The organism is Pseudomonas sp. VMV1, from assembly GCF_056790235.1.
Map to the genome: position 1 here is coordinate 686,424 of NZ_JBXGSE010000001.1, position 21,177 is coordinate 707,600.

The 21,177-nt window shown below is 65.9% G+C and carries 18 protein-coding genes; 6 read left to right on the forward strand and 12 right to left on the reverse strand.

Annotation, left to right across the window (positions count from 1 at the left end):
- The first annotated feature begins 18 nt into the window (after positions 1-18).
- The gene (locus ACUCV0_RS03170) at positions 19-771 is read left to right on the forward strand and encodes a TerC family protein (RefSeq protein ID WP_059314349.1); all 753 of its coding nucleotides are present in this window, start codon (positions 19-21) and stop codon (positions 769-771) included.
- Positions 772-901: 130 nt separating this feature from the next.
- Positions 902-1,126 (forward strand): hypothetical protein, encoded by a 225-nt coding sequence (locus ACUCV0_RS03175; RefSeq protein ID WP_059314350.1) that lies wholly within the window; start codon positions 902-904, stop codon positions 1,124-1,126.
- A 56-nt stretch (positions 1,127-1,182) separates the two neighbouring features.
- Here ACUCV0_RS03175 and ACUCV0_RS03180 read toward each other — a convergent pair whose 3' ends face one another.
- The 8 genes from ACUCV0_RS03180 to ACUCV0_RS03215 all read right to left on the reverse strand — a co-directional run bounded on the left by ACUCV0_RS03180 (position 1,183) and on the right by ACUCV0_RS03215 (position 10,177).
- Positions 1,183-2,604 carry a short-chain fatty acid transporter gene (locus tag ACUCV0_RS03180; RefSeq protein ID WP_482211982.1) on the reverse strand — a complete coding sequence of 474 codons (1,422 nt, stop codon included), beginning with the start codon at positions 2,602-2,604 and terminating at the stop codon, positions 1,183-1,185.
- Between the two features lie 155 nt (positions 2,605-2,759).
- Complete coding sequence (locus ACUCV0_RS03185; RefSeq protein WP_434776265.1) at positions 2,760-3,941, reverse strand: acetyl-CoA C-acetyltransferase; 1,182 nt, start codon at positions 3,939-3,941, stop codon at positions 2,760-2,762.
- Between the two features lie 13 nt (positions 3,942-3,954).
- Positions 3,955-4,581, reverse strand: coding sequence for a CoA transferase subunit B (locus tag ACUCV0_RS03190; protein ID WP_434776266.1), 627 nt, complete (start codon positions 4,579-4,581; stop codon positions 3,955-3,957).
- Between the two features lies 1 nt (position 4,582).
- The gene (locus ACUCV0_RS03195; protein WP_482211983.1) at positions 4,583-5,284 is read right to left on the reverse strand and encodes a CoA transferase subunit A; all 702 of its coding nucleotides are present in this window, start codon (positions 5,282-5,284) and stop codon (positions 4,583-4,585) included.
- Positions 5,285-5,303: 19 nt separating this feature from the next.
- Complete coding sequence (locus ACUCV0_RS03200) at positions 5,304-6,056, reverse strand: 3-hydroxybutyrate dehydrogenase (protein ID WP_482211984.1); 753 nt, start codon at positions 6,054-6,056, stop codon at positions 5,304-5,306.
- Positions 6,057-6,067: 11 nt separating this feature from the next.
- The gene (locus ACUCV0_RS03205) at positions 6,068-7,462 is read right to left on the reverse strand and encodes a GntP family permease (RefSeq protein WP_482211985.1); all 1,395 of its coding nucleotides are present in this window, start codon (positions 7,460-7,462) and stop codon (positions 6,068-6,070) included.
- Between the two features lie 358 nt (positions 7,463-7,820).
- Positions 7,821-9,263 (reverse strand): sigma-54 interaction domain-containing protein, encoded by a 1,443-nt coding sequence (locus ACUCV0_RS03210; protein WP_482211986.1) that lies wholly within the window; start codon positions 9,261-9,263, stop codon positions 7,821-7,823.
- The gene (locus ACUCV0_RS03215) at positions 9,260-10,177 is read right to left on the reverse strand and encodes a 3-hydroxyacyl-CoA dehydrogenase family protein (RefSeq protein ID WP_482211987.1); all 918 of its coding nucleotides are present in this window, start codon (positions 10,175-10,177) and stop codon (positions 9,260-9,262) included. Before ACUCV0_RS03215 ends, ACUCV0_RS03210 begins: the two co-directional genes overlap by 4 nt.
- 198 nt (positions 10,178-10,375) lie before the next feature.
- Between ACUCV0_RS03215 and codB the strand changes: the two genes are divergently transcribed.
- On the forward strand, positions 10,376-11,638 hold the full coding sequence (codB, locus tag ACUCV0_RS03220; RefSeq protein ID WP_482212250.1) for a cytosine permease: 1,263 nt from the start codon (positions 10,376-10,378) through the stop codon (positions 11,636-11,638).
- Between the two features lie 10 nt (positions 11,639-11,648).
- Positions 11,649-12,890, forward strand: a complete 1,242-nt coding sequence (codA, locus tag ACUCV0_RS03225) for a cytosine deaminase (RefSeq protein WP_313649796.1) — start codon at positions 11,649-11,651, stop codon at positions 12,888-12,890.
- A 484-nt stretch (positions 12,891-13,374) separates the two neighbouring features.
- On the opposite strand, the gene ACUCV0_RS03230 is transcribed toward codA, so the two are convergent.
- From ACUCV0_RS03230 to ACUCV0_RS03245, 4 genes are all read right to left on the reverse strand, one after another.
- Positions 13,375-13,860, reverse strand: coding sequence for an N-acetyltransferase family protein (locus ACUCV0_RS03230; protein ID WP_482211988.1), 486 nt, complete (start codon positions 13,858-13,860; stop codon positions 13,375-13,377).
- A 36-nt stretch (positions 13,861-13,896) separates the two neighbouring features.
- Positions 13,897-15,999: an ATP-binding protein gene (locus tag ACUCV0_RS03235; protein WP_482211989.1), complete on the reverse strand. Its 2,103-nt coding sequence runs from the start codon at positions 15,997-15,999 to the stop codon at positions 13,897-13,899.
- Positions 15,996-17,489: an ATPase domain-containing protein gene (locus tag ACUCV0_RS03240; protein ID WP_482211990.1), complete on the reverse strand. Its 1,494-nt coding sequence runs from the start codon at positions 17,487-17,489 to the stop codon at positions 15,996-15,998. The genes ACUCV0_RS03235 and ACUCV0_RS03240 overlap by 4 nt, the downstream gene beginning before the upstream one ends.
- A gap of 261 nt (positions 17,490-17,750) precedes the next feature.
- Positions 17,751-19,355, reverse strand: coding sequence for a hybrid sensor histidine kinase/response regulator (locus tag ACUCV0_RS03245; RefSeq protein WP_059314363.1), 1,605 nt, complete (start codon positions 19,353-19,355; stop codon positions 17,751-17,753).
- 241 nt (positions 19,356-19,596) lie between these two features.
- Here ACUCV0_RS03245 and ACUCV0_RS03250 point away from each other — a divergent pair, with 241 nt between their 5' ends.
- Together ACUCV0_RS03250 and ACUCV0_RS03255 are read left to right on the forward strand one after the other, a co-directional pair.
- A complete protein-coding gene (locus ACUCV0_RS03250) occupies positions 19,597-19,983 on the forward strand; it encodes a response regulator (protein ID WP_059314364.1) in 387 nt (128 codons plus the stop codon).
- 216 nt (positions 19,984-20,199) lie between these two features.
- The gene (locus tag ACUCV0_RS03255; RefSeq protein ID WP_482211991.1) at positions 20,200-20,688 is read left to right on the forward strand and encodes a hypothetical protein; all 489 of its coding nucleotides are present in this window, start codon (positions 20,200-20,202) and stop codon (positions 20,686-20,688) included.
- Positions 20,689-21,177 lie beyond the last annotated feature (489 nt).

Below are 21,177 nucleotides of genomic sequence, written 5' to 3' on the forward strand. Positions count from 1 at the left end.
CACTGGAACCGCGCCGCAATGGACTATCTGCTACAACTCGCCGCTGACCCTACCGTCTGGGCCGCGCTGGCCACCCTGATCGTGATGGAGGTGGTGCTCGGCATCGACAACCTGATCTTCATCTCCATCCTGACCAACAAGCTGCCTGTCCACCAACAGCAGAAGGGCCGTCGCATCGGCATCAGTCTGGCGCTGGTCCTGCGTCTGGGTCTGCTCGGTACCGTGGCCTGGATCGTCCAGCTCACCGAGCCGATCATCGAGGTCTTCGGCAAGAGCTTTTCCTGGAAGGACCTGATCCTCATCGCCGGTGGCCTGTTCCTGTTGTGGAAGGCGACCAAGGAGATCCATCACAACGTCGACCCCGAGCCCGACAGCGCCCTGACCAAGGGCGGCGAGACGGCGACCCTGGCGTTCGGCTCCGCCATCGTGCAGATCCTCTTGCTGGACCTGGTGTTCTCGGTGGACAGCATCATCACCGCCGTGGGCATGACCGAGCACCTGCCGGTGATGGTGATCGCGGTGGTGGTGGCGGTGACCGTCATGTTGCTGGCGGCCGACCCCCTGGCCAAGTTCATCGACAGGAACCCGACTGTCGTGATGCTGGCGCTGGGTTTCCTGATCATGATCGGCATGACCCTGATCGCCGAAGGCTTCGGCGCCCATGTACCCAAGGGCTACATCTATGCAGCCATGGCCTTCTCGGCGCTGATCGAGGGTCTGAACATGCTGTCGCGGCGGGCCAAGCGTCGCCAGCAGCCAGCTGGCAAATGAGAAAAAGGCGTGCCGGAAGGCTTTGTTACATTCCGGCACGTCTATTGCTAACTATAACTCGAGAACCTAGGCACTATCGTTCTAGCCCCTTGTCATAGCAGCGTCACACGTGAGGTTTACAACTGAAGTCATGAACATACAAGCCCAAGCCCAGAACGCCATGCATGCCCTCAGCGCCGCTTTCGCGCCGATGAGCTGCGTCATCGACGCTCCTAGCAAGCGTGGTTTTTCCTTCATCGTCGTCAACGAGCATGGCGTGGCCAAGCATACCCGCCGGATCTACCGCGACGAATACAGCACCCCAAGCCGCCTGCAGGCCATCATCGACAGTACCCGTCTGGCCATCGCCGGCTGAGATTCAGCCGGCTTCCGCTTTATCCCTCCCGCTTTATCTTCTGCGCCCCACCCGAGCTACGGGTGTACCGGCGGCAGATATGCCAACGTTCCCCCCAACAGCCACAGCAGCACCAGCACCAAGGGTGCATGGACCAGCAGCTGCACGAAGGAAAAGCCGACCAGGTCGCGCGCCTTCAGCCCCAGCACGCCCAGCAGCGGCAGCATGTAGAAGGGATTGATCAGATTCGGCAGTGCCTCGGCGGCGTTGTAGATCTGCACGGCCCAGCCCAGGTGATACTGCAGGTCGTTGGCCACCTGCATCACATAGGGCGCCTCGATGATCCACTTGCCCCCGCCCGAGGGGATGAAGAACCCTAGCAGCGCCGAATAGACCCCCATCAGCAGGGCGTAGGTGTCGTGGGTGGCGATCTGGGTGAAGAACGCAGCGATATGGTGCGCCAGGGTCTGGCCATCGGCGCCGTTGACCTTGGTCAGGATGGCGGCGATGGAGCCATACAGCGGAAACTGAATCAGCACCCCAGTGGTGGCTGGCACGGCTCGGGCCACGGCGTCGAGGAAATGCCGCGGCCGCCAGTGCAGCAGGGCCCCCACGCTGATGAACAGCAGGTTGTAGGTGTTCAGCCCGGAGATGGCCTCGATGGCCGGCTTGCTGGCGAATTCCTGTACCAGCCAGCCGGCGGCCAGCAAGACCAGCAGCACAATCAGGATCGGACTGTATTCGAGCCATTCGCCCGGACGGGTCGGCTTGTCGGCGGCCTTGGGCGCCGGGGTGACATCGACGCCACAGGCGCGGGCATCGCGCGCGCTGTCCGGACCCGGTGCGGTGACATAGGCGATCACCGCCGAGACCACCAGCAGCACCAACAGCAGGGCCCCGGATTGCCAGAGGAACAGCGTCTGGCTGAAGGGGATCACCCCGGTAATGGCCAGGATCGACGGGGGCAGACTGGCCGGGTTGGCCTGCAGCTGCGCCGCCGAAGACGACAGCCCCAAGGCCCAGACCGCGCCCAGGCCGAGGTAGGCGGCGGCACCGGCGGCACGATAGTCCATCTTGAGTTCTTCACGTCGCGCCAAGGCGCGCACCAGCAGGCCGCCGAACACCAGGCTCAGGCCCCAGTTGAGCAGGGAGGCGAGCATGGCGACCAGGGCCACCCAGCACACCGCACCACGCCCGGTCCGGGGCACCCGCGCCAGCCGCTCGATCAGCCGCGCCGCCGGCCCGGAGCTGGCGACCACATAGCCGCCGATGACCACGAAGGCCATCTGCATGGTGAAGGGGATCAGGCTCCAGAAGCCATCGCCAAAGGCCTTGGCGGTCTTGGCTGCCGGCGCACCCATGCCAAGGGCGGCCAGGGCCACCACGGCCACGGCGAGCACGGCGAACACCCAGGAGTCGGGAAACCAGCGTTCGGCCCAATTGGAACAGGCCAGGGCGAACCGCGCGCTGCGCGAGTCGCGGGAAGGGGTTGAGCTCATGGTGGATCCTTTTGTTGTTGTTTTGGACAGGGACATCAGGCGTAGGGTGGAAAACGGCGCAGCCTTTTCCACGCGTTGAGGTCATATCGCGGCCATGGGCCGCTCCTACAGGAACTTTCGACCTGTAGGAGCGGCCCATGGCCGCGATCAATCCACTACCGCCGCTCCACCGCCAATGCCACCCCCTGGCCGCCCCCGATGCACAGGGTCGCCAAGCCTCGACGCCCGTCACGGCGACGCAGTTCGTGGAGCAGGGTCACCAGCACCCGGCAACCCGAGGCGCCGATGGGGTGGCCCAGGGCGATGGCGCCGCCGTTGACGTTGACCTTCTCGTCATCCCAGCCCAGCTCCTGACCTACGGCCAGGGCCTGGGCGGCGAAGGCTTCGTTGGCTTCGATCAAATCGACGTCGGCCAGCTGCCAGCCGGCTTTTTCCAGCGTCTTGCGGGTTGCCGAGACTGGGCCGATGCCCATGATCGCCGGGTCTACCCCGGCGCTGGCATAGGCGGCGATATGGGCGAGCGGCGTGAGCCCCAGGGCAGTGGCCTTGGCCGCACTCATCACCAGTACCGCAGCGGCACCGTCGTTCAGGCTGGAGGCGTTGCCCGCAGTGACGCTGCCGTCCTTGGTGAAAGCCGGCCGGAGGCGCGCCAGCCCCTCGGCGGTGGTGTCTGCGCGGATACCCTCGTCGGTGGCGAACAGCAGCGGCTCGCCCCTGCGCTGGGGAATGGAAATCGGCGTGATCTCCTCCTGGAAACGCCCGGATTCCACCGCTGCCGCCGCGCGCTGTTGGGAGCGGGCGGCAAAGGCGTCCTGGGCCTCGCGGCTGATCTGGTACTGCTGCACCAGATTCTCGGCGGTCTGGCCCATGTGGTAGTCGTTGAAGGCATCCCACAGGCCATCGCTGAGCATGGTGTCGACCAGCTCGGCATGGCCCAGCCGCAAGCCGGTGCGTACCTTGGGCAGCACATAGGGCGCCAGGCTCATGTTCTCCATGCCGCCGGCGACGACGATCTCGGCGTCGCCGCAGCGGATCGCCTGGACGGCCAGTTGCACCGCCTTGAGGCCGGAGCCGCAAACCTTGTTCAGGGTCAGGGCCGGCACCTCGTGGGGCAGGCCGGCCTTGACCGCCGCCTGGCGCGCCGGATTCTGGCCCGCACCGGCGGTGAGCACCTGGCCGAGGATCACCTCGTCCACCTGGGCTGGGTCTACGCCGGTCTGCTCCAGTAGAGCGCGGATCACCTGGGCGCCCAATTCCACCGCGGGCACATTGGCCAGGGAACCCTGAAAACTGCCGACTGCGGTGCGGGTAGCGGCGACGATGACGACGTCTTGCATGATGGGGGTCTCCTCAAGCCTGGATGGGGGCGCCGGTGGCGGCGCGCAGTTCATCAAGGCTCACGCCTTCGGCCAGCTCCACCAGCCTGAGGCCGCCTTCGATCACCTCCAGTACGGCCAGGTCGGTGATGATCAGGTCGACCACGCCGACGCCGGTCAGCGGCAGATCGCAGGCCGGCAGGATCTTGTGGGCACCCTTGGCGGTGTGTTCCATCAGCACCACCACGCGCTGCACGCCAGCCACCAGGTCCATGGCGCCGCCCATGCCCTTGACCATCTTGCCGGGGATCATCCAGTTGGCCAGATCGCCTTTTTCCGACACCTGCATGGCGCCCAGGATGGCCAGGTTCACATGGCCGCCGCGGATCATGCCGAAGCTGGTGGCGCTGTCGAAATAGCTGCTGCCGGGCAGGGCGGTGACGGTCTGCTTGCCGGCGTTGATCAGGTCCGGATCGACCGTCTCGGCGGTGGGGAAGGGGCCGATGCCGAGCAGGCCGTTCTCCGACTGCAGCCAGACGTCCATGCCGGCGGGGATGTAGTTGGCGACGAGGGTCGGCAAGCCGATGCCGAGGTTGACGTAGAAGCCGTCCTGCAGCTCCCGGGCGGCGCGTTGCGCCATCTGTTCGCGGGTCCAGGCCATCTTACTTCTCCTCGCTCAGGGTGCGTTTCTCGATGCGTTTCTCGGGGCTTGCGTTGACCACCAGGCGCTGCACGAAGATGCCGGGCAGGTGGATCTGGTCGGGGTCCAGCTCGCCGACTTCCACCAGCTCTTCCACCTCGGCGATGCAGACGCGCCCGGCCATGGCGCACAGCGGATTGAAGTTGCGCGCGGTCTTGTTGAATACCAAATTGCCGGCCTTGTCGGCACGCAGCGCCTTGACCAGGGCCACGTCGGCGGTCAGCGCCAGTTCCATGACATGCGGCTGGCCATTGAAGTCGCGGACCTCCTTGCCCTCGGCCACCAGGGTGCCGTAGCCGGTGCGGGTGTAGAACGCCGGGATGCCCGCGCCACCGGCGCGCAACTTCTCGGCCAGGGTGCCCTGGGGCGTGAATTCCAGCTCCAGTTCGCCGGCCAGATACTGGCGCTCGAACTCCTTGTTCTCGCCCACGTAGGAGGAAATCATCTTGCGGATCTGCCGGGTCTCCAGCAGTTGGCCAAGGCCGAAGCCATCCACCCCGGCATTGTTGCTGATGGCGGTCAGCTCGCGGGCACCGGTATCGCGTAGCGCGGCGATCAGCGCCTCGGGAATGCCGCAGAGGCCGAAGCCGCCCACGGTCAGGGTGATGCCGTCGCTGACCAGCCCGTCGAGGGCGGCCGCGGCGTTGGGATAGAGCTTGTTCATGGCAGAGGTCCTCTTGTCGTTATTGGGCGGTCCAGCCGCCGTCCATGGTCCAGGCGGCGCCGCGCACCTGGGCGGCGGCGTCGCTGCACAGGAACAGCGCCAGCTTGCCCAGCTGGTCGGTGGTGACGAATTCCTGCGAGGGCTGCTTCTCGCTGAGCAGGTCGCGACGGGCCTGGTCCGGGTCGCTGCCCCGGCTGTCCAGCTGCTGCTGGATTAGCGGGGTGAGCACGAAACCCGGACAGAGCGCGTTGCAGGTGATACCGGTGCGGGCTGTCTCCAGGGCGGTGACCTTGGTCAGGCCCACCACCCCGTGCTTGGCGGCCACATAGGCGGCCTTGCCGGTGGAAGCCACCAGGCCGTGCACCGAGGAGATGTTGACGATGCGTCCCCAGTTTCGCTCGCGCATGGTTGGCAGCGCCAGGCGGGTGGTGTGGAACACCGCCGAGAGATTGAGGGCGATCACCGCGTCCCAGCGCTCCACCGGAAAATCTTCCACCGGTGCCACGTGCTGGATGCCGGCGTTGTTGACCAGGATATCCACGCCGCCGAAGTCGCGGCTGGTGTAGGTGAAGAGGTCTGCTATCTCGTCCGGTTTGGACAGGTCGGCGGCGTGGAAGCCGGTACGGCCGCCGATGCTGGCTTGCGCGGGCGCAGGATCGCCGAAGCCGTTGAGAATGAGTGTGGCGCCCGCGGCGGCCAGGCGTTGGGCGATGCCCAGGCCAATGCCGCTGGTGGAGCCGGTGACCAGGGCGGTCTTGCCGGTAAGGTCCATGAGCTGTCTCCTTAGACGAGGCCGGTCAGGTAGTAGAGGGCGATGACGCAGAACACCGCCACGGTCTTGATCAGGGTGATCTTGAACACGCCGCCATAGGCTTCGCGATGGGTCAGGCCGGTGACCGCCAGCAGGGTGATGACCGCGCCGTTATGCGGCAGGGTGTCCATGCCGCCACTGGCCATGGCCGCGACCCGGTGCAGGACTTCCAGCGGGATGCCCGCGCCATTGGCGGCGGCGATGAAGGTGTCGCTCATGGCCGCCAGGGCGATGCTCATGCCGCCCGAGGCGGAACCGGTGATGCCGGCCAGCAGGGTCACGCTCACCGCCTCGTTGATCAACGGATCGGGGATGGCCTTGAGGCCCTGGGCGAAGAGCACGAAGCCGGGCAGGGCGGCGATCACCGCGCCGAAGCCGTATTCCGACGCCGTGTTCATCCCGGCCAGCAGGGCGCCGGAGACGGCGGTCTTGCTGCCCTCGGCCAGCCGGCCGCGGATGGCGCCGAAGCCCGTCGCCAGCACCAGCAGGATGCCCGCCAGCAGCGCGCCTTCCACCGCCCAGATGCCGGTCAGCTTGGCCACCTCCTGGGTCACTGGCTTGGCCATGCCCGGCAGCGCCAGGTTATGGGTGGCGCCGTACCAGTCGGGAATCCAGCGGGTCAGCAAGAAGTTGAGCACGCCCACCAGCACCAGCGGCGCCAGGGCCAGCCAGGGGTTGGGCAGCGGCAGGTCGGCGGAGGTCTCCGGCTCGTTGCGCAGCGGCACGCTGGCATAGCCTTCGCCGCTAGTGCGGGCCTTGCGGCGGGCGCTGCCAAGGTAGGCCAGGCCCACGGCGATGACGAACAGCGATCCAGCCAAGCCCAGCCAGGGCGCGGCCCAGGCGGTGGTCTGGAAGAAGCTGGTGGGAATGATGTTCTGGATCTGCGGCGTGCCGGGCAGGGCGTCCATGGTGAAGGAAAAGGCGCCCAGGGCGACGGTGGCGGGGATCAGCCGCTTGGGGATGTCGCTCTGGCGAAACATCTCGGCGGCGAAGGGATAGACCGCGAAGACCACCACGAACAGCGAGACGCCGCCATAGGTGAGCAGGGCGCAGACCGCGACGATCACCGGGATGGCTCGTTCGCGACCGAGCAGGCGGATGGCCGCGGCGACGATGGCGCGGGAGAAACCCGACAGCTCGATCAGCTTGCCGAACAGGGCACCGAGCATGAACACCGGGAAGTAGAGCTTGAGAAAGCCCACCATCTTGTCCATGAACACCCCGGTGAAGGCGGGCGCCACGGCGGACGGATCGGTGAGCAACACGGCGCCGAGGGCGGCGAGAGGGGCGAAGAGGATGACACTGAAACCCCGGTAGGCGGCGAACATCAGCAGCGCCAGGGCGGCGAGTGCGATCAGGACACTCATGGCTTCTCCTAGAGCTTCGCCTGAGGCGAAGCGATTCTTGTTGTTATAGGGCGATACCGAGATCGCCTGAACGCAGGAGCTAGAACCGTGCCAATTTATTAAGTCTTTGTTTTATATGATCTTTTATCTGAGCAATAGACAATCGCCAAAAGTTTTTCTCAAAAGCTGGACCCTGTAGGTTGGGTTGAGCGGAGCGAAGCCCAACATTCGACCACGGTTGGGAATGTTGGGCTTCGACGATAAAGCTGTCTTAAACCAAGCTAGGTCTGGACCCTGTAGGAGCGGCCCATGGCTGCGATAGTCCGCCCATCGCGACCATGGGCCGCTCCTACAGCGTGTCTCTGTTTATAGAGGTGTCTCAATTAAGAGACGTCAGTCCCAGCGCCATCAGCTTCTTGTACAGCGTAGACCGCCCTAACCCTAGGCGCCGAGCGGCTTCATCCACCTTGCCGCCGCAGGCGGCAAGAGTGTCCTGCAACAGCTCGCGATCGAAGCGCTGGCGGGCTTCGGCATAGGTTTCGCCGCTTGGGCCAGGGAGGGATCGACCTGCTGTGACAGGTGCGGGGGCCCCATCCAGCGCCGCGGCCAGGGCCCTCGCATCCAGCTGGCTGTCGTCGCCTAGCAGCACCGCGCGTTCCAGCACATTGCGCAACTCGCGCACGTTGCCGGGCCAGGGTTGGCGCTGCAGCAGCGCCAGGCCATCGGCGGTGAGGTCGGGCGTCGACTGTCCGCCAACCTGGGGCAGGCTGTCGAGGATGGCCTCGGCCAGCACCGCCAGGTCGTCCAGTCGCTCACGCAGCGGCGGGATGCGGATCGGCAGCACGTTGAGACGATAATAGAGATCGGCGCGAAAGCGTCCTTCAGCCACGGCCGCCTCCAGGTCACGCGAGGTAGCAGCGATCATTCGCACGTCGCAGGCCAGTACCTCGTTGGAGCCCAGCGGCTCGTACTCCTTTTCCTGCAGCACCCTTAGCAGCTTGGCCTGCAACGCCAGGGGCATGTCGCCGATCTCGTCGAGAAAGAGGGTGCCGCCCTGGGCGATCTGCAATTTGCCTGGACGTGCCCGACGCTCGGCGCCGGTAAAGGCGCCCGGGGCGGTGCCGAAGAATTCCGCTTCCAGCAGGCTTTCCGGAATGGCGGCGGCATTGATGCTGACGAAGGGTCGCCCAGCGCGTGGCGAGGCGCCGTGGATGGCGTGGGCCAGCAGCTCCTTGCCGGTGCCGGTCTCGCCCAGCAACAGCACCGCCGCTTCACTGGCCGCGGCGCGGCGGGCGCGACGCTTGACCTCCAGGCTGGCCGGTCCGCTACCAACGAAATGGCCGAAGCCGTACTTGGCGGTACGCGCGTGCTGCAGCGAACGGCGGGTGGTGGCCAGCTCTTCCTGGATGCGCAGGTAGCGGGTCACCAAGGGCGCCAGCTGCTGCAACTGGTCGAACAGGGCGAAGCCGATGGCGCCGATCAGTTCGCCGTCATCGGTATGGATCGGCAGCCGCATCACCACCAGGGGGCCGCTGCGGGTCTCCAGCATGTCCAGCAGGATCGGCTGACCGTTGCGCGCCACCTCGCGCAGCAGGCTGTGGGGAATGATCTGCTCCACCGGCTGGCCGATGGCGGCGGCGGCATCCGGCAGGCCGAAGTGCTGGGCGTATCTCTGGTTGATCCAGACGATGCGCGCCTCGCGGTCGACGATCACCGTGCCATTGCTGGTCTGCTCGATGATCTCGAACAACGAGCGGATTGCCCGCTGGCGAATGCCGGCATAGTCTTCCAGCCCGGGCAGACCCGGCGGGGTACGGCTCATGGCTTCAGCGCATGGCGCAGCTGGTGCAGCCGCCGTTGGACGATGCGCTCACGGCGCGCCGCGTCCCAGTCATAGAAGCCCGCGCCACTGCGCACCCCGGTGCGGCCGGCGGCCACCTGGTCTTCCAGCAGCTGCAGTGGGGCCTCGTCCCGCGCCAGGGTCGGCCAGAGGTGGCTGGCGATGTCGCGGAAGGTGTCCAGGCCACCCATGTCCGCCGCCTCGAGGGGGCCGACCATGGCATAGCGCCGACCCAGGGAGGCGCGCATCACCCGATCCACCGTCTCGGCATCCGCCGCGCCGCTCTGCACGATGTGCAGGGCTTCGCGCAACAGGGCAAATTGCAGGCGATTGCCGACGAAGCCGGGAATGGCGCGCTGCAGCACCACGGCTTCCAGGTCGGCGGCTTCGAGCAGCTGGCGAACGGACTCCAGGTGCGCGGGCAGGGTGGCTGTGCCGGGTACCAGCTCCACCAAGGGAATGAAGTGTGGCGGATTCCAGAAGTGCGCGATCAGCAGACGCTCGGGATAACGCAGGTGCGCGGCCAGCTCGTCCGGTGGCAGGCCGCTGGTGTTGCTGGCGATCAGGGCGTCGGGGCGCAGCACGGCTTCGAGCTGGGCATAGAGACGATGCTTGAGCTCCAGGCGCTCGGGTACGGCTTCGAACAGCAGGTCGCAGTCGGCGAGATCGGCAAGCTCGGTCGTCGTCGTGAGGCGGCCTATGACTGCCTCGGTGTCCACCGCGATATCCGCTTCTTCCAGCTCGGCGAGCAGGGTGCGCGCGGTGGCCGCGACCTCGGCGAGTCGGCTGGGGTCGACGTCCTGCAGGCGCACGGCATGACCGTGGCGAGCGAGGTGCACGGCGATACCGATGCCCATGAGACCGGAACCCAGGACGGCGAGGCGTGGCGTGGTCATGATCTTTTCCTTGTAAGACGGCCGCGGCAACCGTCTCACACTTGACCGCTCCCGGCCAAGGCACGGGGGGTCGCCTTGCACCAAAGGCGGGCCCTGGTAATGGATTCGTTGCGGGACCCTGGGCTCTGTCACGCCCCTTGGCAAGGTCTGGCATGGGCACTGCTACAGGACAGGCACGTCCATCCCGAGGAGTCCCTTATAAGCAACGCCGGCAATGACTATCCCCTGAGCGAAGTCCCGCCTCATGCCCGCAAGGGCCTGGCCTCCCTAGCCATGGTACTGTTGGGCTTCACCTTCTTCACCGCCACCATGTTCGCCGGCGGCAAGCTGGGGGTGGCCTTCGGTTTCGCCGACCTGCTGCTGGTGATCGCCCTCGGCAATCTGCTGCTGGGTCTCTATGCCGCGGCCCTCGGCCATATCGCCTGTCGCAGCGGCCTCAACTCGGTGCTGATGGGGCGCTTCGCCTTCGGTGAGCGCGGCAGCAAGCTGTGCGACCTCATCCTCGGCTTCACCCAGATCGGCTGGTACGCCTGGGGCACGGCTACCGCCGCGGTGGTGCTGGGCAAGTACTTCGGCCTGGAGCAGGGCGCGGTGCTGGCGCTGATGGCGGTGTTCGGCCTGGGCTTCTGCGCCACCGCCTACATTGGCTATCGGGGCCTGGAGATCCTCTCCTGGATCGCCGTGCCGGCCATGGCCCTCCTGCTGATCCTGTCGATGAGCGTGACTACCGCCAAGGCCGGAGGGCTAGCCGGCCTGCTGGCGATCCAGCCCAGTGCCCGCCTGGACCTCTCTACCGCCATCACCCTGGTGTTCGGCACCTTCGTCAGCGGCGCCACCCAGGCCACCAACTGGACGCGCTTCGCCCGTTCCACCCGGGTAGCGGTGCTGGCCAGTCTGATCGGCTTCTTTGTCGGTAACGGCCTGATGGTGCTGATCGGCGCCTATGGTGCCATCGTCTATCAGCAGCCCGACGTGGTGGAGGTGCTGATGCTGCAGGGCTTCGCAACCGCCGCCCTGGCCATGCTGCTGCTCAATATCTGGAGCACCCAGGACAACACCATCTACAACTTCGCCGTGGCCGGCTGCAATCTGGTGCGCACCAGCCGCCGCAAGACGGTGACCCTGGCCGGCGCCCTGATCGGCACCGCCCTGGCGGTACTGGGCATGTACGACCTGCTGGTGCCCTATCTGGTCCTGCTCGGCACCGTGATCCCGCCCATCGGCGGGGTGATCGTCGCCGACTTCTGGCTGCGCCACCGCGGCCGCTATCCACTGCTCGCCGAGGCCCGCCTGCCGCACTACAACTGGCCGGGCCTGGCCGCCTATGGGCTGGGCACCATCGCCGCCTTCGGCTCTCCCTGGGTCGCACCGCTGGTGGGCATCGGGGTGGCGGCGCTCGGCTATGGCGTGTTCAATGGCCTGAGTCGCGGTCGTCGTACCGCCGCCCCCGCTTCGCTCTAGGAGATCCACCATGCGCATCCTCAACGCCCGCCTGCGTGACCGCGAAGGCCTCCACGACATCCGCCTCGAAGGCGGACGCATCGCCGCCATCGCCGAGCAGCTGATGCCCCCCGCGGTAGGGCCGGACGACCTCGACGCCGCTGGCAACCTGGTGGTGCCGCCCTTCGTCGAGCCGCACATCCACCTCGATGCCACCCTGACCGCTGGCGAGCCGCGCTGGAACATGAGCGGCACCCTGTTCGAAGGCATCGAATGCTGGGGCGAGCGCAAGGCCACCATCACCCAGGAAGACACCAAGACCCGCGCCAAGCGTACGATCCGTGCCCTGGCGGCCCACGGCATCCAGCACGTGCGCACCCATGTGGATGTCACCGATCCGTCCCTGGCGGCGCTCAAGGCCATGCTGGAGGTGCGCGAGGAAACCGGGCACCTGATCGACCTGCAGATCGTCGCCTTTCCCCAGGAGGGCATCGAGTCCTTCAAGAATGGGCGCGAGCTGATGGAGGAGTCCATCCGCCTGGGCGCCGATGTGGTCGGTGGCATTCCGCACTTCGAATACACCCGCGACCAGGGCGTAAGCTCGGTGAAATTCCTCATGGACCTGGCCGAGCGCACCGGCTGCCTGGTGGACGTCCATTGCGACGAGACCGACGATCCGCATTCGCGCTTTCTCGAGGTGCTGGCCGAAGAGGCACGCAGCCGCGGCATGGGTTCGCGGGTCACCGCGAGCCACACCACCGCCATGGGCTCCTATGACAACGCCTACTGCGCCAAGCTGTTCCGCCTGCTGACCCATGCCGGCATCAACTTCATCTCCTGCCCGACCGAGAGCATCCACCTGCAGGGCCGCTTCGACAGCTTCCCCAAGCGCCGCGGCGTGACTCGGGTCAACGAGTTGCTGGAAGCCGGCCTCAATGTCTGCTTCGCCCAGGACTCCATCGTCGATCCCTGGTATCCGCTAGGCAACGGCAACATCCTGCGAGTGCTCGAAGCGGGGCTGCACATCTGCCATATGCTCGGCTATCGCAACCTGCAGTCGGCGCTGGATCTGGTCACGGTGAACAGTGCCAAGGCGCTTTGCCTGGGCGACCGTTATGGCCTGGAGGAGGGGCGGCCCGCCAACCTGCTGGTGCTCTCCGCCGACAGCGACTACGAGATGGTCCGCAGCCAGGGTCTGCCGTTGTACTCCATCCGTAACGGCAAGGTGCTGATGCAGCGCCGACCGGCGCAGGTGGAGCTTGCGGATCGGTAATAGGTGTTGGTCAGGGCGGTCGGGTGGTCCGCCGATGCGGACAGGCTTGCCGGTCGCTTGTGAATTTTTAGGACTGGCAAAGATCTGAATCTCACTCGGACAACTCCCTCTCCCTCTGGGAGAGGGCTGGGGTGAGGGTGCACCCCAAGCCGCAGTCTCAGTGGAAAAGGCTGCGCCGTTTTCCACGCTACGGCACTGGGTCTAGGTAGGCGCGGCTGCGACCACGGTAGGTTGGGCTGAGACGGCTCCATCGTCGAAGCCCAACGTTGGCGCTGTTGGGCTTCGCTAGCGCTCAACCCAACCTACGAAGCTCCATGAGTGATCGGCTGATCGCGGCCATGGGCCGCTCCTACGTGCTGACTCCTGTAGGAGCGGCCCATGGCCGCGATACCCAATACCATCACCCAAATCGGCGGATCGCCATAGGCTCGACCAACCTTGGCGCTGTTGGGCTTCGCTGGCGCTCAACCCAACCCACGAAAACCTACCGCCCGCTTTCCGCGAAATCCCGTAGCGCCGCGCCGTCCAGGCGATAGCGCACCCACTCGCCCTGGGCCTTGGCGCCGAGGCTTTCGTAGAAGTCGATGGCCGGGGTGTTCCAGTCCAGCACGCTCCATTCCAGGCGACCGCAATCATTGGCCACGGCCTCGCGGGCCAGCTCGCGCAGCAGGCCCTTGCCCAGGCCGGTGCCGCGGGCGATCGGGCTCACATAGAGGTCTTCCAGGTAGATGCCGTTGCGGCCCAGCCAGGTGGAATAGCTGTAGAAATACACCGCGTAGCCCACCACCACGCCCTCGTGCTCGGCGACCAGGGCGCGAGTCGGGGTGTCGGGAGCGAAGAGGGTGGCCTCGATCCGCGCCGGGTTGGCCAGCACCTCGTGGACGGCCTTTTCGTAGTCGGCCAGTTCGACGATCAGGGCATGGATACGGGCGGCGTCTTCGCGGCGGGCGGGGCGGATCTGGAGCGTCATGGGAGTCCTTGGCTAGGTCGCGGGGCGACGACGACCTCAGGAGGTAGCCGTCGCCCGGTGGGCTGCCCGGGACAGCATGGCGGCGACCTGCGCGGCCAGCTGGTCCAGGGTGAAGGGCTTGGTCATGAGTTCCATGTTACCACCCAGAAAGGCCGTCCTACTGAGCGCGCCCTCGGCATAGCCGGTCAGGAACAGCACCGGCAGCCGTGGTCTGAGCTGCTGGATCACCTCCGCCAGCTGGCGGCCATTCAGACCCGGTAGGCCGACATCGGTCACCAGCAGGTTCAATTCGGGGATCTGCTCCAGCAGGCGCAGCGCGGTCTTGCCTTCGGCCGCGCTCCAGACCCGATAGCCCAGGGCTTCCAGCGCCTCCTGGTTGACCAGGCGCACGGCGTCGTCGTCTTCCACCAGCAGGATGGTCTCGCCGGCGCCCTGGGTGAATTCCGCCGGCGTGGATCGCTTCGGCTCGGCGTTCTGCTCCGCCGTCGGCAGGTAGACGCAGACCCGGGTGCCGCGCTCGTTGCTGGCGATGGTCAGGCGGCCATTACTCTGCCGGGCGAAGCCATACACCATCGACAGGCCCAGCCCCGTGCCCTGGCCCTGCGGCTTGGTGGTGAAGAAGGGTTCGAGCACCTTGCCCAGCAGCCGCTCCGGGATGCCGGTCCCGGTATCCAGGACCTCGATGCGGACATAGTCTCCCGGCACCAGGGCATCGTCCTCGGTCCCCTGTGCGGTAACGGTGACCAGGGAGGTCGCCAGGTTGATGACCCCGCCGTCCGGCATGGCATCGCGGGCGTTGATCACCAGGTTGAGCAGGGCGTTCTCCAGCTGATTGGCGTCGGCCAGGATCCAGGGCAGGTCATCGGCAAGGGCCAGCGTCACCGAGATCTGCTCGCTCACCGTGCGTTGCAGCAGTTCCTGCAACGCCAGGATCAGTTCGTTGGCGCACATGGGTCGGGATTCCAGCGATTGCCGGCGCGAGAACGCCAGCAGCCGCTGGGTGAGCGACGCCGCCCGATGCGCCGAGTGCTGAGCGGCCTCCATGTACCGCTCCAGGCCTTGCAGCTGGTTCTTGCCCTTGATCCGCATCAGATCGAGCGCGCCCAGTACCCCGGTCAGCATGTTGTTGAAGTCATGGGCGATACCGCCAGTGAGCTGGCCGACCGCTTCCATCTTCAACGACTGCCGCAGCTGCTCTTCGGCGCGGCTGCGCTCGGTGGTTTCCCGTTGCAACTCGCTCAGGGTGTGGGCGAGGGTGCGGGTTCGTTCCGCCACCTGGGATTCCAGTTCTTCGTTGAAGCGCCGCAAGGCCAGTTCCGCGCGCTTTTCCTCGCTGATGTCGGCGATCACCGTGGTCGCGCCGATGATCCGCTGAGCCTCGTCGTGCAAGGGCACCGCGCTCACTCGCAGCCAGGATTCCTCGCCCGCATCGTTGGTGTGATAGAAATCCTGCCCCTTCACCCGCTCGCCCCGCAGGGCCCGCGCCCCGGGGAATTGATCGGGCTGCAGCAGCCGCCCGGCGGTGTCCAGGGCGGCCCAGCGCAGCGCCTCCTCAGGCTGCCGAGACGGGATCTGCTGGCCGGACACATGCTGCTCATAGAAGGGGTTGCTGACCAGGGTGCGGCCTTCGCTGTCCATGAAGGCCACGCCGACCGGCAGGTTCTCCAGCAGCGTCTGCATGCGCTCACGTTCCTGGGCGAGTTCGGTGAGGCGATCGCGCATCTCGAACTGGCGCAGGCGTGAGCGCCAGGCGGCCGCGACGCTGCTCAGCAGGGAAGCACCGCTCAGGGGCCGCTCCAGGATCACCAGATTGGTCGCCGCCGCGGGCAGCTGACGGCGCAGAAGATCATTGCCCCGTCCCGAACGCTTGGAGTCCGACGCCAGCAGCACCAGCGGAATGTCCGACCAGGTCGGCTGCCGCTCCAGTACCCCTGCCAGGGAGGTCATGTCCTGGCGCAGGGCCTCCTCGGTGAAGACGATGATCCCGATGTCGTCGCCGAGCGCTGCCGCCACCTCGTCCAGGGTGGACAGATAGCGCGTGTGATAGCCCTGGGTGAAGAGCCGCTGCAGGCTGGCTGCGTCACCTCGCAAGGGCGCGCAGATGATGAGTTCGCAGGACGGCGCCGCTGTCTTCGTCAATCGCGCTCTTCCATCAGGGGCTGTTTGGCACCGAAATACTCCGGCGTACCGGTCAGCACGCCACGGAAGTCCACCAGGGGCTTGCCGACCCGAATGCCCTTGGTGTCGATGCGCAATTCCCGAATCGCGTCCTCATGACCGCCACCGCGGTGCTTGAGGATGGAAATGGCCTTGCGCAGGCGCCCCTGTGCTTCGAAGAAGCGGATCAGCACCACGGTGTCGGCGATATAGGAGATGTCGAGGCTGGAGGTCATCGAGCCGACCAGCCCGTGCTGGGGATTGATGAGAAAGGTCACCACCCCGGATTGACTCAGGTACGAGAGCAGTTCGTGCATCTGCAGGATCAGCTGCTGTTCCTGCGGCATGGCCGCCAGGTAGCCGTTGAGACTGTCCAGCACCAGCATCCGGCAGTCGTCTTCCTCGACATCCCGCCGCACGCGCCAGGCGAACTCGCCGGGAGACAGCTCGGCGGGATCGATCTGGTGGACCACCAGCAGACCCTCCTCGATATAGCGCAGCAGCGGCATGCCCATGCTGTCCGCGCGCTTGAGCAGGGTGCCGATGCGCTCGTCGAACTCATAGACGGCGCACCTCTCGCCCCGCGCGCAGGCCGCCATCACGAACTGCAGGGCGAGGGTGGTCTTGCCCGTACCGGCCGGGCCGGTGATCAGGGTGCTGGTGCCGCGCAAGGGACCGCCGTGCAACAGGGCGTCCATGTCGTCGATATTGCTGGGCACCGGCTCGCCGGCGAACTCCTGGTAGCGCCCCGCCGCGATCATGCGCGGATAGACCTCCAGGCCACCGCGGCGGATGGTGAAATCGTGATAGCCGGCAATGAAGTCCACGCCGCGCAGTTTCTGGACCTGCAGGCGTCGGCGCGCGGCGCCGAAGTCCAGGGTCAGGCGCTCCAGGGTCAACACCCCGTGGCAGAGGCTGTGCAGGTGGTTGTCGCGTTCGCCGCCGCTGGTGGTCAGATCGTCCACCAGCAGGACGGTGAGGCCACGCCCGGCGAAGAACTGCTTGAGCGCCAGCACCTGGCGCCGATAGCGCAGTGGGTCCTGCGCCAGCAGGCGCATCTCCGAGAGACTGTCGAACACTAGCCGGCTCGGTTTGAGCTCGTCCACGCGAGCCTGGATCAGCCCGATGGTGTCACCCAGCTCGGACTCCCAGGGATGCAGGATGGTCTGCTCCTGCGCGCCGCCCAGTACCGCATCGGCGGCCGACAGCTCGAACAGATCCACGCCGTCCAGGCTCCAGCCATGGGACTCGGCCACGCTCTGCAGCTCTTCACCGGTCTCCGACAGCGTGATGTACAGCACCGACTCGCCTCGGCGCACGCCTTCGAAGAGAAACTGCAGACCCAGAGTGGTCTTGCCCGACCCCGGGGTGCCTTCGAGCAGATAGAGCCGATCTTTCGGCAAACCGCCGCGCAAGACCCTGTCCAGGCCGGGATTGCCTGTCGCGATAATTGACCGGCTAGGGGAACTCATGGATGACTGGACCTCGCGGCGACGGAAACGAAAGAGGGCGGTAACTCTGCCGCGCAGGCGGTCCCTGAGCAGACTCGGGGCGCGCGATGGCGTGAGGAACCGATGGAACTACGCCGGCAGGCGGCGGCGCTGGAGGTCGAGGGCGCGGTCTGCGCCCAATTAATCGTCAGTCTAATATCGTCGCCTGTCACACACCACTCTGCCGGTGGTCGCCAACGCGCCGCCGGTGCTTCCCGGTGTCCTAACGGCTCATCGCAGGGTTCAGGCGATGCCGTTTGGTCCATCCAGCACCCGACGGACCTTGCGCGCCAGGTCATTGGGGATATAGGGCTTGGAGATGACATCGAACTCCGACCCGCCGATGTCGGTACGCTCCAGGGAGTTCTCGGCGTAGCCGGTGGTGAGCAGCACCTTGATCTGCGGTTGCAGGCGTTTCACCTCGCGCGCCAGCATGACCCCGTTCATGCCACCGGGCATGATCAGGTCGGTGAACACCAGATCGAAAGGCTGCTCGTTCTCCCGCAGCACGCGCAGGGCTTCACTGGCATTGAAGGCGATCTGCGCCGTGTAGCCGTAGTCTTCCAGCACCAGCTTGGCCAGCTCGGCGACGTCCGGGCGATCTTCCACCACCAGGATGCGCTCCGTGCCACTGCGCCGCTCCGAGCGCTGCTCCGTCTGCTGATGGGTGACATGGCTGTCATCCACCGGGAAGTAGAGGCGCAGCGTGGTGCCGACGTCCTCTTCCGAATAGATGCGCACCGTGCCACCGGACTGCTTGGCGAAGCCATAGACCATCGATAGCCCAAGCCCCGAGCCCTTGCCTTCTTCCTTGGTGGTGAAGAACGGGTCCATCACCCGGTCGCGGATGCTGGCCGGCATGCCATGACCGTTGTCGGTGATCGCCAGGCTGACGTAACGGCCGGGCATGAGCCCGTCGTACGACATATTGGCCAGCTCGCGCACCTCGATGTTGCGCGTCTCTATGCCCACGCTCGGCTGCGGGCAATCCAGCAGGGCGTCCCGGGCGTTGATCAGGATGTTGAGCAGCGCCACCTCGGCCTGGGTCGGGTCGATCCGGCAATTCCACAGCTCGGGATCCAACTGGGTGCGGATTTCCACATCGCCCAGGGTGCGCTCGGCCAGCTCATGGGCGCCACGAACCAGGTTGTTCAGGTTGAGCACCCGGCCTTCGAGCTTCTGCTTGCGCGAAAAGGCCAGCAGCTGCTGGGTGAGGGTACTGGCGCGCTCGGCCGCCGACTTGGCGTGGGTCGCGCTGCGCACGATGCGTTCCTGATCGAAGCTGGGCTTCTCCGCGGTGCGGTGGATGATGTCGATGTAGCCCATCATCACCTGCAGCAGATTGTTGAAGTCATGGGCGATGCCGCCGGTGAGCTGGCCTAGCGCCTCCATCTTCTGCGCCTGGCGCAGGGCATCCTCGGCATCGCGGCGGCGACTGACATCCAGCTGGGAGGCGAAGAAATAGGTCAGCTCGCCCGCGTCGTTGTACACCGGCGAAACGAACAGCGCGTTCCAGAAGGTCGAGCCGTCCTTGCGGTAGTTGATGATCTCCACCGAGATCTCGCGTTCCTGTTCCACCGCCTCGCGAAGGGAGTTGACCACCGAACGATCGGTTTCCGGGCCCTGCAGGAAGCGGCAATTGCGCCCAAGCAGTTCTTCCACCAGGTAGCCGGTCATGTCGGTGAAGGCGTTGTTGGCGAAGATGATCGGATTGTCCGGCTGGTTGGGATCGGTGATCAGCATCGGCATCCGCGTGGTTTCCACCGCGGCGAAGAAGATGTTCTTGCCCTCGTGCGAAACATCACTCGTCGCGGAGTTGTCGACCCGCGCCTTGCGGGATGGGGGCATTTGGCTCACGGGGGCGGGGTCCTTGGAGAGGCAGAAAGGGCGTCAAGCCCTCAGACAGCCAAGCGGCGCAAAAACTTCATCGGCGTCGCGCTTGAGGCCGTCTGGCGCGGTCGTCAGCCGAGCTGAAACCCAAGCAGGGCGCGGCTTTGGCGGCCATTTGCCAGCGTACCGCTCACTCGCTTCAGGCGACCGTTAAGGAAGTTTGTGGAGAACCTCTCACCCGGACGATGTCTGACCTGCCATGAAGCCAAGAAGCCTTGATATACAAAGACAAATTCTTGTCCTGGAGGATGATCCGAGGCAGCGCGAGCTGCTGACCGAAATCCTCACCGAACAAGGCCTGAACGTCGTGGCTGTGGCTTCCAGCGATGACGCCCTGGCGCACATGGATACCCGCGGCAGCGATACCAAGCTGGTCATCGCCGACGTGAACGTGCCAGGGATGCTGGATGGGCTGGCCTTTGCGCAGTTGGCCGCGGCCAGCTGGCCCACGGTGCCCTTCATCATCATCTCCGGCTACATCGACCAGGACCTCGCCATCCTGCCGCGTCGCGCCGCCTTCCTGCCCAAACCCTGGGGCGTGGATGATCTCTGTCAACTGGTCGAGAACCTGCTGCCGCGCCGCTAGTCCTGAGAGGCGAAGACACTCTTTCTCGGCCACCCCGAGATCCATGACCGGGCTCGACGCCTGGTTCTGCGGCCGCTTCGCCTACCTCTCGTCGGCCATCCAGTACCGGGCATGGCGAAATGACATGACATCCGTCGGCTAGCGGTCCCATCCGGGAACCAAATGCCCCGAACGCTATCAATGTGCCATCTATTTTCGACTGGCAAGGAGCGCTTCATGGACGCAGTCATCACCCAGATTTCTCAGATCTCCGATTGGGAATTTCTCATTGCGCTGGAGCGCAGCCTGGAAAGTCGCGGTCGCCTGGATTTCACCGCCAGCAACGCCCTCGAACGCCAGGGTCAGCTGCTGTCGCGCCGCTACCTCCTGCAGAAGGGCAAGCTCGGTAACGGCCCCTTCACCCCGGTCGAAGACGAGATCCTCCAGGTGCTGGCCACCGCCACCGCCGCTCTGCGCCGCACCCGTCGCATGCCCCACAACATCGTCAAGAGTCTGCGCGCGGGCGGTCTGATCGAGGCCGTCGAACGCAACGTCTGCCACGCCGGTGCCCTGCAGTGCCGCACCGACTTCGAAGCCGACGGCATTCCCCGCGGCACCCTGGAGCGCATTGTCGACCGCTATCCCCAGGCCTTCGAACTGGAAGCCCGTCGCGCCGCCGCCCGCTACATGGCCGAGAACGAACCCGCCTTCCGCGCCGCCGGTTGAGCCCCTCAGGCCGCCTGCGGGCGGCCATCTCCTGGTGTGCGAGCAGGTCGATCGCCAGGCGCTGGCCCGCGTGACCCTTTCGCGCCACTGCCGCAACGGGCCGCGCTAGGCTCGTCGCCGCATACCTGCTCACCATCATCCCCAGCCTCGATACGGCGTTGTTCCTGCGCACCGCTGCCACCGATGGCCGCGCCTGGCTTAGCGTGTGACTTTGGGATAACGCTAGCTGCCTGCTGTGACGTGCTGCCGTTGCCTTCGACCTGGGTAAGTGGCTGGTGGTATTAGCAATGTCCTCAATCCAACGGCCGGCATCCTCTACCTATCCTTCCTGCTCTAGTTCATGCTCAAGGTCGATCCTTGATGCCTGTACCTTCGACCTGATCGCCTCCACGTCGTGTTGCCCCTGGTCTGACCTAGACCCTAACGAGCCCACCCGCACGGCGGGAGCGTGCTGAGCACGAACGCCGTCAGCTGATCGCTTGAGCGTGC

What these genes read in the sequence shown, in the direction of transcription:
- ACUCV0_RS03250 (WP_059314364.1), top strand. Translation starts at nt 19,597, where the DNA reads ATGAAGCCAAGAAGCCTTGATATACAAAGACAAATTCTTGTCCTGGAG.
- ACUCV0_RS03230 (WP_482211988.1), bottom strand. Translation starts at nt 13,860, where the DNA reads ATGACGCTCCAGATCCGCCCCGCCCGCCGCGAAGACGCCGCCCGTATC.
- ACUCV0_RS03190 (WP_434776266.1), bottom strand. Translation starts at nt 4,581, where the DNA reads ATGGCCTGGACCCGCGAACAGATGGCGCAACGCGCCGCCCGGGAGCTG.
- codA (WP_313649796.1), top strand. Translation starts at nt 11,649, where the DNA reads ATGCGCATCCTCAACGCCCGCCTGCGTGACCGCGAAGGCCTCCACGAC.
- ACUCV0_RS03175 (WP_059314350.1), top strand. Translation starts at nt 902, where the DNA reads ATGAACATACAAGCCCAAGCCCAGAACGCCATGCATGCCCTCAGCGCC.
- ACUCV0_RS03255 (WP_482211991.1), top strand. Translation starts at nt 20,200, where the DNA reads ATGGACGCAGTCATCACCCAGATTTCTCAGATCTCCGATTGGGAATTT.
- ACUCV0_RS03170 (WP_059314349.1), top strand. Translation starts at nt 19, where the DNA reads ATGGACTATCTGCTACAACTCGCCGCTGACCCTACCGTCTGGGCCGCG.
- ACUCV0_RS03210 (WP_482211986.1), bottom strand. Translation starts at nt 9,263, where the DNA reads ATGAGCCGTACCCCGCCGGGTCTGCCCGGGCTGGAAGACTATGCCGGC.
- ACUCV0_RS03200 (WP_482211984.1), bottom strand. Translation starts at nt 6,056, where the DNA reads ATGGACCTTACCGGCAAGACCGCCCTGGTCACCGGCTCCACCAGCGGC.
- ACUCV0_RS03185 (WP_434776265.1), bottom strand. Translation starts at nt 3,941, where the DNA reads ATGCAAGACGTCGTCATCGTCGCCGCTACCCGCACCGCAGTCGGCAGT.
- ACUCV0_RS03195 (WP_482211983.1), bottom strand. Translation starts at nt 5,284, where the DNA reads ATGAACAAGCTCTATCCCAACGCCGCGGCCGCCCTCGACGGGCTGGTC.
- ACUCV0_RS03240 (WP_482211990.1), bottom strand. Translation starts at nt 17,489, where the DNA reads ATGAGTTCCCCTAGCCGGTCAATTATCGCGACAGGCAATCCCGGCCTG.
- ACUCV0_RS03245 (WP_059314363.1), bottom strand. Translation starts at nt 19,355, where the DNA reads ATGCCCCCATCCCGCAAGGCGCGGGTCGACAACTCCGCGACGAGTGAT.
- ACUCV0_RS03215 (WP_482211987.1), bottom strand. Translation starts at nt 10,177, where the DNA reads ATGACCACGCCACGCCTCGCCGTCCTGGGTTCCGGTCTCATGGGCATC.
- ACUCV0_RS03205 (WP_482211985.1), bottom strand. Translation starts at nt 7,462, where the DNA reads ATGAGTGTCCTGATCGCACTCGCCGCCCTGGCGCTGCTGATGTTCGCC.
- ACUCV0_RS03180 (WP_482211982.1), bottom strand. Translation starts at nt 2,604, where the DNA reads ATGAGCTCAACCCCTTCCCGCGACTCGCGCAGCGCGCGGTTCGCCCTG.